Source organism: Kitasatospora sp. NPDC059327 (genome assembly GCF_042752535.1).
Classification (GTDB): Bacteria; Actinomycetota; Actinomycetes; order Streptomycetales; family Streptomycetaceae; genus Kitasatospora.
Window position 1 is genome coordinate 1 of record NZ_JBHYYB010000089.1, and the last position, 13,019, is coordinate 13,019.

The 13,019-nt window shown below is 73.1% G+C and carries 10 protein-coding genes; 7 read left to right on the forward strand and 3 right to left on the reverse strand.

What is annotated here, in order from left to right:
- Positions 1-487 precede the first annotated feature (487 nt).
- Both ACFXHB_RS35145 and ptsP read left to right on the forward strand, forming a co-directional pair.
- Positions 488-937, forward strand: a complete 450-nt coding sequence (locus ACFXHB_RS35145; protein WP_380579414.1) for a PTS glucose transporter subunit IIA — start codon at positions 488-490, stop codon at positions 935-937.
- A 100-nt stretch (positions 938-1,037) separates the two neighbouring features.
- Positions 1,038-2,708 (forward strand): phosphoenolpyruvate--protein phosphotransferase, encoded by a 1,671-nt coding sequence (gene ptsP / locus ACFXHB_RS35150; RefSeq protein ID WP_380579416.1) that lies wholly within the window; start codon positions 1,038-1,040, stop codon positions 2,706-2,708.
- An 80-nt stretch (positions 2,709-2,788) separates the two neighbouring features.
- Here ptsP and ACFXHB_RS35155 read toward each other — a convergent pair whose 3' ends face one another.
- From ACFXHB_RS35155 to ACFXHB_RS35165, 3 genes are all read right to left on the reverse strand, one after another.
- Positions 2,789-4,855 carry an acetoacetate--CoA ligase gene (locus ACFXHB_RS35155; protein WP_380579471.1) on the reverse strand — a complete coding sequence of 689 codons (2,067 nt, stop codon included), beginning with the start codon at positions 4,853-4,855 and terminating at the stop codon, positions 2,789-2,791.
- Between the two features lie 106 nt (positions 4,856-4,961).
- Positions 4,962-5,510, reverse strand: coding sequence for an NUDIX domain-containing protein (locus ACFXHB_RS35160; protein WP_380579418.1), 549 nt, complete (start codon positions 5,508-5,510; stop codon positions 4,962-4,964).
- 39 nt (positions 5,511-5,549) lie between these two features.
- Positions 5,550-6,440, reverse strand: a complete 891-nt coding sequence (locus tag ACFXHB_RS35165) for an NUDIX domain-containing protein (RefSeq protein WP_380579420.1) — start codon at positions 6,438-6,440, stop codon at positions 5,550-5,552.
- A 205-nt stretch (positions 6,441-6,645) separates the two neighbouring features.
- Between ACFXHB_RS35165 and mmuM the strand changes: the two genes are divergently transcribed.
- From mmuM to ACFXHB_RS35190, 5 genes are all read left to right on the forward strand, one after another.
- Entirely contained in the window at positions 6,646-7,590 is a 945-nt protein-coding gene (gene mmuM / locus ACFXHB_RS35170; RefSeq protein WP_380579422.1) for a homocysteine S-methyltransferase, read from the forward strand.
- A 118-nt stretch (positions 7,591-7,708) separates the two neighbouring features.
- On the forward strand, positions 7,709-8,473 hold the full coding sequence (locus ACFXHB_RS35175) for an IclR family transcriptional regulator (protein WP_380579424.1): 765 nt from the start codon (positions 7,709-7,711) through the stop codon (positions 8,471-8,473).
- Between the two features lie 303 nt (positions 8,474-8,776).
- Positions 8,777-9,514, forward strand: a complete 738-nt coding sequence (locus ACFXHB_RS35180) for an MIP/aquaporin family protein (RefSeq protein ID WP_380391237.1) — start codon at positions 8,777-8,779, stop codon at positions 9,512-9,514.
- 94 nt (positions 9,515-9,608) lie between these two features.
- Entirely contained in the window at positions 9,609-11,135 is a 1,527-nt protein-coding gene (glpK, locus tag ACFXHB_RS35185; protein ID WP_380579427.1) for a glycerol kinase GlpK, read from the forward strand.
- A gap of 152 nt (positions 11,136-11,287) precedes the next feature.
- Positions 11,288-12,883 carry an FAD-dependent oxidoreductase gene (locus tag ACFXHB_RS35190; RefSeq protein ID WP_380579429.1) on the forward strand — a complete coding sequence of 532 codons (1,596 nt, stop codon included), beginning with the start codon at positions 11,288-11,290 and terminating at the stop codon, positions 12,881-12,883.
- Positions 12,884-13,019: the final 136 nt, after the last annotated feature.

Genomic DNA, 13,019 nt, shown 5'->3' on the forward strand with positions numbered 1-13,019 from the left:
CTGTTGAGTTCTCAAGGAACGGACACTTCCTTCGGACCGCCTTCCAGCGGGCCCTCCGGGCGCTTCGTTCTTTCGTGTTCCCAGCTTATCAGATGCTTTCCGCTCCGTTTACCGGTGCTTTTCGCATCTGAAATCTGCTGTTAACCGTCGACTTGCGGCGACTCGACCAACCATAGCGGGTCGCCAGCCGCAGCGCGAATCGAGGCGCGCCGGGCATCACCCGCTCGGAGGCATGATTTGTTGCTCTCGCGAGCATATACAGCAATGGTCCCGATTCGCCAAGATGCCTGTAGAGTGCGGCGCATCGGCCAAGAGGACTAGACCACTAGCGGTCGGTGAGATGGCCGGCCGGTGAGGGCGGGCAGGGTGTGAGTGTTCGCCCGGGAATGTCAGCGGATGTCCGAAGTTGGCATGATTTAGGCTTCAGTCGATGTCCCCGCCGCTGCTCGCGGCCGCTCGCTGTACTGCGCACTTGGGAGGCTCAACCATGACCACTGTGACGTCGCCGCTGACCGGCCAGGTCGTCGGGCTCGCCGGCGTGCCCGACCCGGTCTTCTCGGGCGCGATGGTCGGCCCCGGCACCGCGATCGACCCGGTTCGCCGGCCGACCGAGGCCGTCGCCCCCGTCGACGGTGTCGTCGTCTCGATGCACCCGCACGCGTTCGTCGTCGTGGACGCGGACGGGCACGGCGTGCTGACGCACCTCGGGATCGACACCGTGCAGCTCAACGGCGAGGGCTTCGAGCTCCTGGTCAACAAGGGCGACACGGTGACCCGCGGCCAGGCCGTCATCAAGTGGGACCCGGCCGCCGTCGAGGCCGCGGGCAAGTCGCCGATCTCCCCGATCGTCGCCCTGGAGGCCGCGCCCGACGCGCTCGGCGGGCTCCGCGAGGACGGGGAGGTCGCCGTGGGCGACGCCCTGTTCAGCTGGAGCTGACCTCTTTCTTTACTGCAGACCCGCCCCGCCGGCCTCGGTGGGGCGGCCCGGCACACAGCGGTACCCGGCGGGGCCGCTTCCCTCAGCGGAGACAGGTGACATGGAGAAGACGCTGCGCGGCGTGGGTGTGAGCCACGGGGTCGCGATCGGCCAGGTGCGGCACATGGGGACGGCGGCGCTGGAGCCGTCGGCCACCCAGATCCCGACCGAGGACGCCCCGCGTGAGCAGGCCCGGGCCCAGGCGGCCGTCGAGGCGGTCGCCGCGGACCTGATCGCCCGCGGCAACCTGGCCGGTGGCGAGGCGCAGGCCGTGCTGGAGGCCCAGGCGCTGATGGCGCAGGACCCCGAGCTGATGGCCGACGTGGCCCGCCGGATCACCGTCGGCAGCAGCGCCGAGCGCGGCGTCTACGACGCCTTCGCCGCCTACCGCGCGCTCCTCGCCTCCGCCGGGGAGTACCTGGCCGGCCGGGTCGCCGACCTGGACGACGTGCGCAACCGCATCGTGGCGCGGCTGATGGGCGTGCCGATGCCGGGTGTCCCCGACAGCGACGAGCCCTACGTACTGTTCGCCCGTGACCTGGCGCCGGCCGACACCGCGCTGCTGGACCCGACGCTGGTGCTCGGCTTCGTGACCGAGGAGGGCGGGCCGACCAGCCACAGCGCCATCCTGGCCCGGGCCCTGGGTGTGCCGGCCGTCGTCGCGCTGCCCAGTGCGACCGATGTCGCCGAGGGCACCGTGGTCGCGGTGGACGGTAGCTCCGGTGACGTGCTGCTGGAGCCGTCCCAGGAGAAGCAGGACGACCTGCGTCGGGCCGCCGCCGAGCGCAAGGCCGCGCTGGCCGCCTCGTCCGGCCCGGGGCAGACCTCGGACGGGCACCGGGTGCCGCTGCTCGCCAACATCGGTGGTCCGGCGGACCTGCCGGCCGCGCTGGAGGCCGGGGCGGAGGGCGTGGGCCTGTTCCGGACGGAGTTCCTCTTCCTGGACGACTCGGCGAAGGCTCCCAGCGAGGAGAAGCAGGTCGAGGCGTACCGCAAGGTGCTGGAGGCCTTCCCGGAGGGCCGGGTCGTGGTCCGGGCACTGGACGCGGGCGCGGACAAGCCGCTGGACTTCCTGACCCCGGCCGACGAGCCGAACCCGGCGCTGGGTGTGCGCGGTCTGCGCACCCTGCTGGAGAACCCCGAGGTCATGCAGACCCAGCTGCGTGCGCTGGCGACGGCCGCCGAGGGGCTGCCGGTGCACCTTGAGGTGATGGCCCCCATGGTGGCCGACCGCAAGGACGCCAAGGACTTCGCGGACGCGTGTCGCCAGGCCGGTCTGCACGCCAAGTACGGGGCGATGGTGGAGATCCCGTCGGCGGCGCTGCGGGCGCGGTCGATCCTGCAGGAGGTGGAGTTCCTCTCGCTGGGGACCAACGACCTCGCTCAGTACGCCTTCGCCGCCGACCGCCAGGTGGGCGCGCTGGCCCGGCTGCAGGACCCGTGGCAGCCGGCGCTGCTGGACCTGATCGCGTTCTCGGCGGAGGCCGCCCAGGCCACCGGCAAGAGCTGCGGCGTCTGCGGCGAGGCCGCCTCGGACCCGCTGCTGGCCGTGGTCCTGACCGGGCTCGGCGTCACCAGCCTCTCCATGGGCGCGGCGTCGATCCCCTATGTCCGGGCCGCGCTGGCGAAGTACACGCTGGCGCAGTGCCGCCGGGCGGCCGAGGCCGCCCGGGCCACGGACAGCGCCGAGGAGGCGCGGGCCGCGGCCCAGCAGGTGCTGTCCGGCGAGTAGCGCTCGACGCGCCGCCGGAGCGACAGGCCACGAAGGGGTGCCCCCACCGTCATGGGGGCACCCCTTCGTCATGTCCGGGGTCAGGCCCGACGGTCGCGGCGGAGCCGCTCGAAGAAGCGCAGGTGCTCGATGTCGTCGACGGAGCCGGGGTTCACCGCCTGCTCCAGCGGGGTACCGGAGAGCAGGCGCTTCACCGGGACCTCGATCCGCTTGCCGGTGAGGGTGTGCGGGAGGCCGCGGACGGCGATGACCTCGTCCGGGACGTGGCGCGGGGAGAGTTGGGTGCGCAGCGAGCCGCGGATGCGGCCGATCAGGCCGTCGTCGAGGGTCGCGCCGGGGGCGAGGACGACGAAGAGCGGCATCCAGTAGCCGCCGTCGGGCTCCTCCAGACCGATGACCAGGGATTCGGCGATCTCGGGGAGGCGTTCGACGACCTCGTAGATGTCCGAGGAACCCATCCGGACGCCCTGGCGGTTGAGGGTCGAGTCGGAGCGGCCGTGGATGACCACGGTGCCGCGCGAGGTGACCGTGATCCAGTCGCCGTGGCGCCAGATGCCGGGGTACATGTCGAAGTAGCTGTCGTGGTAGCGGGTGCCCTCGGGGTCGTTCCAGAAGCCGGTGGGCATCGACGGGATCGGCTTGGTGACGACGAGTTCGCCGACCGCGTCGGTGAGCGGGCGGCCCTGGACGTCCCACGACTCGACGGCGGCGCCGAGGCAGGGGGCCTGGATCTCGCCGAGGTACACCGGCAGGGTCGGGACGCCGCCGACGAAGCAGGAGCAGACGTCGGTGCCGCCGCTGACGGAGGCGAGCCAGACGTCCTCCTTGACCTCGTCGTAGATCCAGCGGAAGCCGTCGGGCGGGAGCGGGGAGCCGGTGGTGCCGATGCAACGGACGGCGGACAGGTCGAGGTCCCGGCCGGGGTGCAGGTCGGCCTTGCGGCCGGCGATCACGTAGGCGGCGGAGGTGCCGAGCACGGTGGCGCCGGTGCGGGCGGCCACCGACCAGAAGGCGCCGGTGTCCGGGTGGCCGGGGCTGCCGTCGTAGGTGACGATCGTGGACCCGGTGAGCAGGCCGGCGAGGAGGAAGTTCCACATCATCCAGCCGGTGGAGGTGTACCAGAGGAAGCGGTCCTCGGGGCCGAGGTCGAGGTGCAGACCGGCCTGCTTGAGGTGCTCCAGCAGGATGCCGCCCTGGCTCTGGACGATGGCCTTGGGCAGGCCGGTGGTACCGGAGGAGTAGAGGACCCAGAGGGGGTGGTCGAAGGGGACGGCCTCGAAGACCGGCTCGACGTCGTCGGCGACCAGGTCGTCCCAGTGCAGGGCGCCGTCGGGGGCGGGTGCGCCGAGCAGGGGAATGTGCACGACGGTGCGCAGGGTGGGCAGCTCACGGCGGAGTTCGGCGACGACCTCGGTGCGGTCGTGGTCCTTGCCGCCGTAGTGGTAGCCGTCGACGGCGAAGAGCACGGCGGGCTCGATCTGCTGCAGGCGGTCGAGGACGCTGCGGGCGCCGAAGTCGGGGGCGCAGCTGGTCCAGACGGCGCCGACGGCCGCGGTGGCGAGGAGGGCGACCGCGGCCTGCGGGATGTTGGGCAGGTAGGCGCTGACACGGTCGCCGGGGCCGATGCCGCGGGCGCGCAGGGCGGCGGCGAGCGAGCCGACCTGGCGGCGGAGCTCGGACCAGGTGAGGACGGCGGGCTGCTCGGTGGTCTCGTCGAGGTGGAGGATCGCCGGCTTGTCGGCGTTGGCCTCGTCCTGGGCCGCGCGCAGGGCGTGCTCGGCGTAGTTCAGGCGGGCGCCGGGGAACCAGCGGGCGCCGGGCATGGCCGCGTCGGCGAGCACGGCCTCGGGGGCCCGGGTGAAGCGGACGTCGAACCACTGGGTGACGGCCGTCCAGAAGCGGTCGAGATCCTCGGTGGACCAGCGGTGCAGGTCGGCGTAGCGCTGGGCGGCCTGCTCGTCGCTGTCGGCCGGGGCGAGCGGTGCGGCGGGGGCGCCGTGGTGCTCGGCGGCCCAGGCCTGGAAGGCCACCAGGGTGGTGGCGGCGGCGCGAGCTGGGTTGGGGCGCCAGAGCGGCTGGTCCTGGGGTGGGGTGCTCACGGTGGTGGTCCTCCCGGCCGGTGGATCGGACGGGGGCGCTTGTGGCAGCGCCCGTCCGGTTGGGGCTGTCGGTGCAGACCATGCCATGTGATCGCCCGGTGCGCCAGGGTCTGCTGCGGCCGTGCGCGCCTGGTCAGCCCGGTGCCCGGGACTGTCAGAGGTGGGCGTACTCGCCGTTGAACCAGGCCTGGGAGACCCGGGTGTGGAAGGCGAAGACGAGCTTGGTGCCGGGGTCGGCGAGCTGCCAGCCGTCGGTCTCGTCGGTGGGCGTGGAGGGCGGGAGCTCGGCGAGCGGGCGGGCGGGGAGGAGGCCGAAGAGGCAGAGGAAGCCGCCGTGGGTGTCGGAGTCGGTGGCGACCAGGGTGACGTTCTCGGCCTCGGCGAGGATGCCCGTCTCCTCGCGCAGTTCGCGGACGCAGGCCTGCTGCCAGCTCTCCCCGTAGTCGATGTAGCCGCCGGGGAGGGCGAGTCGGCCGTAGCCGGGCTCGATGGTGCGACGGATGATCACGAGCCGGGGCTCGCCGCCCTCCTGGGTGACCGGGAGGAGGGTGACGACGACGGGCAGCGGGTTGCGGTAGCTGATCTCGGCGCAGCCGGGGCAGGTGCGGGGCCAGGCCGTGGTGCCGGCCGGGTAGGGCGTGCCGCACCAGTGGCAGTGGGAGTTCGGCCGGTTGCTCGTGCTGCTCACCTCTTGAGTCGTCATGGGCGGATGGTAGTGCGCGGACCCGGTCGGTGGCGCCGGTCAGCGGATCTCGTCCTCCCGGGTGGGCCGGAGCAGGGCGGGGTGCAGGAGGTGGGCGTCGCCGGCGTGGTAGGTGCGGGCCCGGGGGCCGCCGCGGGCGCCGCCGCGCTCGGTGGTGGTGCCGGTGCTCTCGACGAAGCCGGGGACGGACAGCACCTTGCGGTGGAAGTTGCCGGGGTGGAGCTTCTCCGCCCACACGGCCTCGTAGACGGCGCGCAGCTCGGGGATGGTGAAGTCGTACCCCAGGAAGGCCGTCGCCAGCGGGCTGTACTCGATCTTGGCGCGGGCGCGGTCGAGGCCGTCGGCGACGATGCGGGCGTGGTCGAAGGCGAGCGTGGTGCCGGCGCCCTCGGGATGGTGGCCGGTGTGCCCGTCGACGCCACCCCCGTGGGTGTCGACGGGCACACCGGCGGCTGGGGACCGGCCGGTGGACGGCCGGAGGTCGAGGTCGGTGACGGCGTGCCAGGCGGCGGTGGCCGCGTCCGAGCCGGCCCGCGGGTCGGGCAGGTCGGGGGCGAAGGCGAGGTAGGCGACGGAGACCACGTGCATGCGCGGGTCTCGGTCGGGGGCGCCGTAGGTGCCGAGCTGTTCGAGGTGGACGCGGCTGAGGGCGGCCTCGGCGTCGGCCGTGCCGAGCAGGCCGGTCTCCTCGGCGAGTTCGCGGGCGGCCGCCTCGTCGAGGCCCTCCTCCCCCGCACGCAGGAAGCCGCCGGGCAGCGCCCAGTACCCCTGGTAGGGCGGGGCGGCCCGCTCGACCAGCAGGACGTGCAGGCTGCCGTGGCGCAGCGTCAGGGCGACGACGTCGACCGTGACGGCGACCGGGGTGTAGGCGCGCGGGTCGTAGGCGGCGAGCCACGCGCTCTCGTGGTCGGGCGGCTGTTCCACGGTCATGGCGGGCTCCTCTCCGCTGGGCTCGTCGGGCCGGACCTCGCCGGGCCGGGTTCGCGGCCGCCGGTCGGGCGGTGGCCGCCGGGTCGTCGTTCTCGGGGTGAGCACAACGTAGCGATCCCCCGGTCCGGCGGCAAATGATTTTCCCGCCGGGTGGGGCGCCGCGTCTTCTACTCTGTGACCAGGAGCTTTGCCCGAGGAGGCCGTCATGCCCGCCACTGTCCCGCCGGACTTCGCCGCCGCGCTGGCCGCCGGCCCGCTCGTCCTGGACGGCGGGCTGTCCAACCAGCTGGCGGCGGCCGGGCACGACCTGTCGGACGCGCTGTGGTCGGCCCGGCTGCTGGCGGACGCCCCGGAGGCGGTGGTCGCCGCGCACCGGGCGTACTTCGAGGCCGGGGCGGAGGTCGCGATCACCGCGAGCTACCAGGCGAGCTTCGAGGGGTTCGCCCGGCGCGGGCTGGACCGGGCGGAGGCGGAGCGGCTGCTGGCGCTCGGCGTGGAGCTGGCGCGCCGGGCGGCGGCGCAGGTGCGGGCGGACCGGCCGCTGTGGGTGGCCGCGTCGGTGGGGCCGTACGGGGCCGCGCTCGCGGACGGGTCGGAGTACCGCGGCCGGTACGGGCTGACCCCGGCCGAGCTGGAGGCGTTCCACCGGCCGCGGCTGGAGGTGCTCGCGGCGGCCGGGCCGGACGTGCTGGCGCTGGAGACGGTGCCGGACGCGGACGAGGCGCGGGTGCTGCTGCGGGCGGTGCGGGGGCTGGGCGTGCCGGCCTGGCTGTCGTTCAGCGTGGCCGGCGACCGGACCAGGGCGGGGCAGCCGCTGGCGGAGGCCTTCGCCCTGGCGGCGGAGGTCGACGAGGTGGTCGCGGTGGGGGTGAACTGCTGCACGCCGCAGGACGCGGACCGCGCGGTGGCGACGGCGGCCCGGGTGACCGGCAAGCCGGTGGTGGTCTACCCGAACAGCGGCGAGGGCTGGGACGCCGGGGCGCGCGCCTGGCGGGGTGGGGCGACGTTCGGCGCGGCCACGGCCGGCGGCGGCCGGGCGGGGGTGACCGGGTGGCTGGCCGACGGCGCCCGCCTGGTGGGCGGCTGCTGCCGGGTGGGTCCGGAGGAGATCGCGGGGGTGGCCGCCGAGGTGGCGCGGGCCCGGCGCTGACCGGGCCGGACCGACATTACCGAGGGGGAAGGTGCACGGACCGGGCGCGGCCTGGCAGACTCGTCCCGTTACCACTGCGGTCGACATTGTCGACCGCCTGTCAGCGCGGAGGTACCAAATGCCCGGCCCGATCCAGTCGCTCTCCCGGGCCGCCGCGATCATGCGCCTGCTGGCCGGCGGCGAGCGCCGCCTGGGGCTGTCCGAGGTCGCGACGGCGCTGGACCTCGCCAAGGGCACCGCGCACGGCATCCTGCGCACCCTCCAGCAGGAGGGGTTCGTGGAGCAGGACCCGGAGAGCGGCAAGTACCAGCTGGGCGCGGAGCTGCTGCGGCTGGGCCAGAGCTACCTGGACGTGCACGAGTTGCGCGCCCGGGCCCTGGTCTGGGCGGACGACCTGGCCCGGGCGGCCGGCGAGACCGTCTACCTGGGGGTGCTCCACCAGCAGGGCGTGCTGATCGTGCATCACGTCTTCCGGCCGGACGACACCCGGCAGGTGCTGGAGGTCGGCTCGATGCAGCCCCTGCACAGCACCGCCCTCGGCAAGGTGCTGCTGGCGTACGACCCGGTGGCGCGCGGCGAGCTGGGCGACGGGCCGCTGGAGGCGTACACCGCGCGGACCCTGACCTCCCTGGCCGACGTGGACGCCGAGGCGGCGCTGACCCGCGAGCGCGGCTGGACCGACTCGATCGAGGAGACCTGGGAGGGCGTGGCCTCGATCGGCGCGCTGATCCAGGACCGGCGGCGCAACCCGGTCGGCGCGGTCTGCGTCAGCGGCGCGGTGGAACGGGTCTGCGAGGACGGTTTCGTGAAGCCCTCCCTGGTCGCCTCGGTGCGCAGCGCCGCCCGGGCGATCTCCCGGGACCTGGGCGCCGGGCGGTTCTGACCGCGGTACCGGCCACACCGGCGGCTCCGGCCGCGGACGACCGACGTTCACGCTGAGGCGCGGACAGGCGAGATGCCTGTCCGCGCCTTAGCGTTTTGTCCGTATTTAGGGTTAGTCGATTGGTAACTTCGAGTGAAGGGTCACAGCTGCGTAACCCGGCCTTGACGTGAAGGCGGCCTGGGGAGGAAGCTTCCGCATGACGGTCGACATTGTCGAACGATGGCCGAGTAGATCACTCCCGCAAAGCGCTCACCCGCACAGCGATCGCTCGGCCGCCTGCCCCCACCCGCACCTCCGGGCCATATGGACAAGGGAGTCTTTGTGTCCGCGTTCTCCAACGGCGACATCTTCGTCGGCGAAACCCTCGGCACCGCCGCTCTGATACTCCTCGGCGGTGGCGTCTGCGCCGCCGTGACGCTGAAGAAGTCGAAGGCCCTCAACGCCGGCTGGCTGGCGATCACCTTCGGCTGGGGCTTCGCGGTGATGATCGCCGCCTACATGTCGGCCCCCAAGTCGGGCGCGCACCTGAACCCGGCCGTCACCCTCGCCCTCGCCGTCGACAGCGGCGACTGGAGCAAGGTGCCGGTCTACCTCGGCTCCCAGCTGCTCGGCGCGATGATCGGCGCCGTCCTCGTCTGGGTCACCTACCTCGGCCAGTTCCAGGCCAACAAGGAGGCGACCCTGGGCATCTTCTCGACCGGCCCCGAGATCCGGAACCCGGTCCAGAACCTGCTCACCGAGATCATCGGCACCATGGTGCTCTGCCTCGGCATCCTCACCCAGGGCCTGAACAAGGGCCTCGGCCTCTCCGGCACCGGCATCCTGATCGTCGCCCTCACCGTCGTCGGCATCGGTCTCTCGCTGGGCGGCCCGACCGGCTACGCGATCAACCCGGTCCGTGACCTGGGCCCGCGCATCGTGCACTCGCTGCTGCCGATCCCCAACAAGGGCGGCTCGGACTGGTCCTACGCCTGGATCCCGGTGGCCGGCCCGGTCATCGGCGGCCTGCTGGCCGGCGGCCTGTACCACGTCGCGTTCTGACGCTCCTCGGGTTTCCACCCCACCCGAGCACGGGGACTGACCAGAGAGTCAGGCCCACCCACCCCGCTTCCCCCTTCTTGAGCCGAGGACCCTTATGACCTCCACTGGCACGGGCAACTACATCGCCGCCATCGACCAGGGCACCACCTCCAGCCGCTGCATCATCTTCGGCGAGGACGGCCGGATCGTCGCCGTCGACCAGCAGGAGCACCGGCAGATCTTCCCCCAGCCCGGCTACGTCGAGCACGACGCCGCCGAGATCTGGACCCGGGTGCAGTCGGTGGTGCGCGGCGCGCTGGAGAAGGCCGGCCTGACCAGGGACGACATCCGCGCGATCGGCATCACCAACCAGCGTGAGACCACCGTCCTGTGGGACAAGAACACCGGCGAGCCGGTGCACAACGCCCTGGTGTGGCAGGACACCCGCACCGAGGGCCTCTGCCGCGAGCTGGGCCGCAACGTCGGCCAGGACCGCTTCCGCCGCGAGACCGGCCTGCCGCTGGCCAGCTACTTCGCCGGCCCGAAGATCCGCTGGCTGCTGGACAACGTCGACGGCCTGCGCGAGCGCGCCGAGGCCGGCGACATCCTGTTCGGCACCATGGACACCTGGGTGATCTGGAACCTCACCGGTGGTGTCGACGGCGGCAAGCACGTCACCGACGTCACCAACGCCAGCCGCACCATGCTGATGAACCTGCACTCCCTGCAGTGGGACGACAAGATCGCCGAGTCGATGGGCGTGCCGATGGCCGTCCTGCCGGAGATCCGCTCCTCCGCCGAGGTCTACGGCGAGGCCGTCGGCGACCTGGCGGGCGTGCCCGTCGCCTCCGCCCTCGGCGACCAGCAGGCCGCGCTGTTCGGCCAGACCTGCTTCGACAAGGGCGAGGCCAAGTCGACCTACGGCACCGGAACCTTCCTGCTGCTGAACACCGGCGAGGACGTCGTCAACTCGTACCACGGGCTGCTGACCACCGTCGGCTACCGGATCGGCGACCAGAAGCCGGTGTACGCGCTGGAGGGCTCGATCGCCGTCACCGGCTCGCTCGTCCAGTGGCTGCGCGACCAGCTCGGCATCATCTCCACCGCGGCCGAGATCGAGACCCTCGCCAACACCGTCGAGGACAACGGCGGCGCCTACTTCGTCCCGGCCTTCTCCGGCCTGTTCGCCCCGTACTGGCGCTCCGACGCCCGCGGTGTGATCGCCGGTCTCACCCGGTACGTGACCAAGGGCCACCTGGCCCGCGCCGTGCTGGAGGCCACCGCCTGGCAGACCCGCGAGGTCGTCGACGCCATGCAGAAGGACTCCGGCGTCGAACTCACCGCCCTCAAGGTCGACGGCGGCATGACCAGCAACAACCTGCTCATGCAGAACATCGCCGACGTCCTGGACGCCCCGGTCGAGCGCCCGTACGTGGCCGAGACCACCGCGCTGGGCGCCGCGTACGCGGCCGGCCTGGCCGTGGGCTTCTGGAACGACCTGGACACCCTGCGGGCCAACTGGCACCGCGCCGCCGAGTGGACGCCGCGGATGGACGAGGCCACCCGGGACCGCGAGTACAAGAAGTGGCTCAAGGCCGTGGAGCGCACCATGGGCTGGGTGGAGGAGGACGAGCAGATCTGACCGCGCAGCCGGTCGGGGCCCCCGGGCCCCGACCGGCCCGCTCCCGTTTCACCGGCCCGCCGCACCGGGCCGAACCGGCCTCTCAGCAGGGGCCGCACCGCACATCGAGAGGAGTAACGGCGCCGCCCGACCCGCGCCGCCGTACACACACCATGGCAACCATCCCGACCCTGGGCGCCGAGCGCTTCGCCGGCCGCACCGCCTCCCGCGCCGAGACCCGCGAGCTGCTGGGCAAGGCCACCTACGACCTGCTGGTGATCGGGGGCGGCATCCTCGGCACGGCCGTCGCCTGGACCGCCTCCCAGGCGGGCCTGAAGGTCGCCATGGTCGATGCCGGCGACTTCGCCGGTGCCACCTCCAGCGCCTCCTCGAAGCTCGTCCACGGCGGCCTGCGCTACCTGCAGACCGGCGCGGTCAGGCTGGTCGCCGAGAACCACAAGGAGCGCCGCGCGCTCGCCACCGACGTCGCCCCGCACCTGGTCAACCCGCTGACCTTCTTCGTGCCGGTCTACAAGGGCGGCCCGCACAGCGCGCCCAAGCTCGGCGCCGGTGTGTTCCTGTACTCCGCGCTCTCCGCCTTCCGCGACGGCATGGGCCGGGTCTCCACCGCCGCGCACGCGGCCCAGCAGGTGCCCGCGCTGCGCACCGAGGGCCTGCGCTCGGTGGCCGTCTACGGCGACCACCAGATGAACGACTCGCGCGTCGCCGTGATGACGGTGCGCGCCGCCGTCGACGCCGGCGCCGTGGTGCTCAACCACGCCGAGGTCACCGGCCTGCGCTTCACCGGCGGCCGGGTCACCGGGGCCGACCTCAAGGACCGCCTCGACGGGACCGAGTTCGGCGTCGACGCCCGCCTGGTGCTCAACGCCACCGGCCCGTGGGTCGACCACCTGCGCACCATGGAGGACGCCGGCGCCGCGCCGTCGATCCGCCTCTCCAAGGGCGCGCACGTCGTGGTCAAGCGCCGTGCCCCGTGGCGCGCCGCGCTGACCATCCCGATCGACAAGTACCGCGTCTCCTTCGCCATTCCGTGGGAGGACCACGTCCTGCTCGGCACCACCGACGAGGAGTACACCGGCGACCCGCAGGACGTCCGGGCCACCGAGGCGGACATCGACCAGATCATGGGCGAGGCCGCGCACGCCATCCGCGACGAGCACCTCGACCGCGACCTGATCACCTACTCCTTCGCCGGCCTGCGGGTGCTGCCCGGCGGCCCCGGCGACACCGCCGCCGCCAAGCGCGAGACGGTCGTCACCGAGGGCAAGGGCGGCATGCTGTCGGTCGCCGGCGGCAAGTGGACCACCTACCGGCACATCGGCCGGACCGTGCTGGAGAAGCTGGCCCACGTGCCCGGCACCACCCTGGGCGAGGACATGTCGACCATCGCCCGGACCGTCCCGCTGCCCGGCGTGGGCGCGCCGAACGCGGTGGCGCACCGCCTGCTGATCGACCGCGAGCCGGGCTCGCGGATGGAGCCGCTGGTCGCCAAGCACCTGGCCGGCCACTACGGCACGCTCTCCTTCGAGATCGCCCGCATGATCGACGAGAACCCGGAGCTCGGCCGGCCGATCCACGAGGACGGGCCGGACGTCTGGGCGCAGGTCGCCTACGCCGCCGACAGCGAGTGGGCGTACACCACGGACGACGTGCTGCGCCGCCGCACCACGATGACCGTCCGCGGCCTGGACACCCCGGAGATCCGCTCCGAGGTCGAGGCCTTCCTCGCGAAGCGCGCGGCCAAGTAGCACGGCGTCCCACCGAGGACTCGGAGGGCGGGCACCCCAGGGCTGGGGGCGCCCGCCCTCCGGCACGTCCGGACGGTGGTGCGGCGGTGCGGTGGTGCGGTGGTGCGGTGGTGCGGCGATCGTGCGCATACAGGGC

Bases quoted from the DNA above. Each gene is read 5' to 3' on its own strand.
- ACFXHB_RS35145 (WP_380579414.1), top strand. From the start codon at position 488: ATGACCACTGTGACGTCGCCGCTGACCGGCCAGGTCGTCGGGCTCGCC.
- ptsP (WP_380579416.1), top strand. From the start codon at position 1,038: ATGGAGAAGACGCTGCGCGGCGTGGGTGTGAGCCACGGGGTCGCGATC.
- ACFXHB_RS35160 (WP_380579418.1), bottom strand. From the start codon at position 5,510: ATGACGACTCAAGAGGTGAGCAGCACGAGCAACCGGCCGAACTCCCAC.
- ACFXHB_RS35165 (WP_380579420.1), bottom strand. From the start codon at position 6,440: ATGACCGTGGAACAGCCGCCCGACCACGAGAGCGCGTGGCTCGCCGCC.
- mmuM (WP_380579422.1), top strand. From the start codon at position 6,646: ATGCCCGCCACTGTCCCGCCGGACTTCGCCGCCGCGCTGGCCGCCGGC.
- ACFXHB_RS35175 (WP_380579424.1), top strand. From the start codon at position 7,709: ATGCCCGGCCCGATCCAGTCGCTCTCCCGGGCCGCCGCGATCATGCGC.
- ACFXHB_RS35180 (WP_380391237.1), top strand. From the start codon at position 8,777: ATGGACAAGGGAGTCTTTGTGTCCGCGTTCTCCAACGGCGACATCTTC.
- glpK (WP_380579427.1), top strand. From the start codon at position 9,609: ATGACCTCCACTGGCACGGGCAACTACATCGCCGCCATCGACCAGGGC.
- ACFXHB_RS35190 (WP_380579429.1), top strand. From the start codon at position 11,288: ATGGCAACCATCCCGACCCTGGGCGCCGAGCGCTTCGCCGGCCGCACC.